The following is a 2,534-nucleotide window of genomic DNA, read 5'->3' as shown; positions in this document are numbered from 1 at the left end:
GGGAGGGGTGGCGGGAGGGACGGCGGACAGGGCGCCGTGCGCCATCCGAGTCCGTACCCGCAGGAAATTTCTGACGGTCCGTGACCTGCGGCGATAACCGAATGTGTTCCTTTCTGTCGGCGTGTCCTCTCACCAGGACGGACCATTCTCGAAATGCGGCCCTGTGCACGGCAACTGAGTGTCTGTCTGGGAGGCGTTCTTTCGCCGACCGACCCGGGGACGTTCCCCGGGGCGCCTTCCGCGGAGGATCACATGCGTAGTACTCGTGCCCTGGCGGTCTCTGCGACAGCGGTCGCCGCCCTCGGACTCGTCGCTCCCCAGGCGGTGGCCTGGGACACCTCTAGCAATATCGTCGCCATGCCCAGCGCCATCGCCCGGGGCGGCCAGCTGACCGTGACCGTCGACGGGTGCCCGAGAGGCGGCACCATGACGTCCAGGGCCTTCCCACGGGCCACCCTCTCGCCGATCAGGAACCACAGCGAGACGTCGAAGGGAACCGCGACCGTCAATCACTCGGCCACGCCGGGCGCGTACGACATCACGGTCCACTGCGACGGCAAGCCGGCGCTGTCGAAGTCCGCCGCCTTCACCGTCATCGGCGGTGTTCGCGGTGGTCTCGGTGGNNCGACCGACATGGCGATCGGCGGCGGGCTCGTCGGCCTCGCGCTCGTCGGCGGCGGGGTGTTCTGGATGCGTCGCCGCTCCGAGAACAAGATCTGAGCCATCTGAGCCCTGCCCCCTTTTCGGATTTCGGAGCCGGGCGGCCCCCTTCGGAGACCGGATCGGATTCCGGATCTCGTCTGAACGGCCCTGAACGGACTTTCGCCCCGGACCCTCAAGGGTTCCGGGGCGAAAGGCCGTTCAGACGCGTCGGCCGCGGCGTGCGCCCGCGTCAGCCGCCGTGTTCGCCGGCGCGCCTGCGCGACCAGTAGTACGCCGCGCCGACCGAGCCGGCGATGAGCGCGGCCCCGAGGCCGATCTCGCCCAGGTCGAAGCCGCCTGCGGTGCCGCCGACGCCCGCCTTGACGCCCCGGTGGACGGGGAGGTGCGTCGGGTTGTCCGGGCGGCCGGTGGCGATGGTGAGATCCGTGTGGCCGGATTCGTGCCCGCACTGGAACCTCACCTCGTACACCGCGCCGGGCTTGGCGTCCCAGTCGACGGCGGCCGAGGCGGTGGACTGCCCCTTGTGGATCGTCACCGTGTCGAAGACACCGGAGGTGACCTTGGTCTCGGATGCGCAGCCGTTGACCGAGAGCGTGACCCGGCCGCCCGCGGCGATGGTCGTCGGCGAGACGTTGAAGCCGAACGAGGTGATGTTGCGGTCCCGGTCCCGATCCCGGTCCTCGTCGCCCTTGGCGACGGCGACGGGTGCGGTGAGGGTCAGGGCGGTCATGCCCAGCAGTGCGGCCGAAGCGACGCGTATCGCGTGCATGGTGAGTCCTCCGGGTCCCGAGGAGCAGCCCGCGGACCTTTTCCGCTGCGCCGTACATGCACCTCGACGATCGAAACGCTAGGAAGGTGCGGGCGCGGGCGCGATCGCAGTAGCGCGAATGGGGCAACGGTGTGGGCCGAACCGGGTAACGCGTACCCGCGCCCGGGGGACGCGCACGGCGTGGCGCCCGCCCCCGGGTACGGGTGTTCCGACGGGCCCCGTCTGGGCTCCGTTACTTTCCGGCGTCGGAGAAATACGCCAGGAACGGCTCGGCGGTCGCCGTGATCCCACGGCCGTAGGGCGCGTCGAAGTCCCAGATGAGGAACAACAGGAAGGCGATCAGGGCGGCGAACAGACCGGCGAGGATCACCTCGCGCAGGGTGCGGCGGATCTGCAGGGCGAAGATCAGCCCGACGGTCACCACCGCTCCGATGGTCAGACCGAACCACACGACGCCCGGCATGGTCGGCGACGTCGACTCCGCGCGGCCGGTGCGCGCGATGTCCGCCGCGGTCACCTGGTCGAGGAGCGGCTGGTAGGCCTGGGCCTCGAAGTCCGTCCTCGGCTCGTAGTCGGTGACGTCGTGGCGGACCCGGGTCAGCAGTTTCTCCCCCCGCGCGGTGACGTGGCCGTCGTCGGCCATGGTCTTCCACTCGGTGGTGACGACGTGGTCGACATAGGCGTCGACGTCGTCGCGGATACGGTCGCGTACGTCGGGAGGGTAGACGCGGACGCGCTCGGAGATCTCGTGCAGCGCGTGCGCCTCCGTCTGAACGTGCTCCTCGGCGAGGCTCCGCGCCTCCCAGACGCCGGCGATGGCCAGGCCGAGCACGATGGCGTACACCACGCCGATCATCATCGTCATGTACTCGATGACGTCCGGAGTGTCGGACGGATCGTCGTCATCGGCGGCCGTGTGGTGCCGTACGAAGGTGACGATGAGGACGACGACACTGGCAGCGGCCATCGCGAGGGCGAGAACAAGCCATTCCGACAAGGATTCCTCCAGGGGTCAGCGCGGGCGCAGCGCGGCAGCGGCGAGCACGGCGGGCGCGGTGATGAGCAGGGTGAGCGACACCAGGGACGGGCCGCCGCGCGGCGG

The 2,534-nt window shown here is 69.9% G+C and carries 3 protein-coding genes and 1 pseudogene; 2 read left to right on the top strand and 2 right to left on the bottom strand.

The features are described from left to right. Nucleotides 1–252: 252 nt before the first annotated feature. A pseudogene (locus AOK01_RS45970) lies at nucleotides 253–623 on the top strand (hypothetical protein); the annotation flags it as partial. 2 nt (nucleotides 624–625) lie between these two features. After that, a partial coding sequence (locus AOK01_RS45965; protein WP_245702621.1) for an LPXTG cell wall anchor domain-containing protein occupies nucleotides 626–720 on the top strand: 95 nt, incomplete at its 5' end. Nucleotides 721–892: 172 nt separating this feature from the next. On the opposite strand, the gene AOK01_RS39815 is transcribed toward AOK01_RS45965, so the two are convergent. Together AOK01_RS39815 and AOK01_RS39810 are read right to left on the bottom strand one after the other, a co-directional pair. Next, nucleotides 893–1,432 (bottom strand): hypothetical protein, encoded by a 540-nt coding sequence (locus AOK01_RS39815; RefSeq protein WP_055520497.1) that lies wholly within the window; start codon nucleotides 1,430–1,432, stop codon nucleotides 893–895. Between the two features lie 232 nt (nucleotides 1,433–1,664). After that, the gene (locus AOK01_RS39810; protein WP_055520495.1) at nucleotides 1,665–2,429 is read right to left on the bottom strand and encodes a bestrophin-like domain; all 765 of its coding nucleotides are present in this window, start codon (nucleotides 2,427–2,429) and stop codon (nucleotides 1,665–1,667) included. Between the last annotated feature and the right edge of the window lie 105 nt (nucleotides 2,430–2,534).

Origin of the sequence: Streptomyces aurantiacus (assembly GCF_001418335.1) — a bacterium.
Taxonomy (GTDB): Bacteria; Actinomycetota; Actinomycetes; order Streptomycetales; family Streptomycetaceae; genus Streptomyces; species Streptomyces aurantiacus.
The sequence above is the reverse complement of the archived record's forward strand: the minus strand, read 5'-3'. Positions and strand labels throughout refer to the sequence as shown.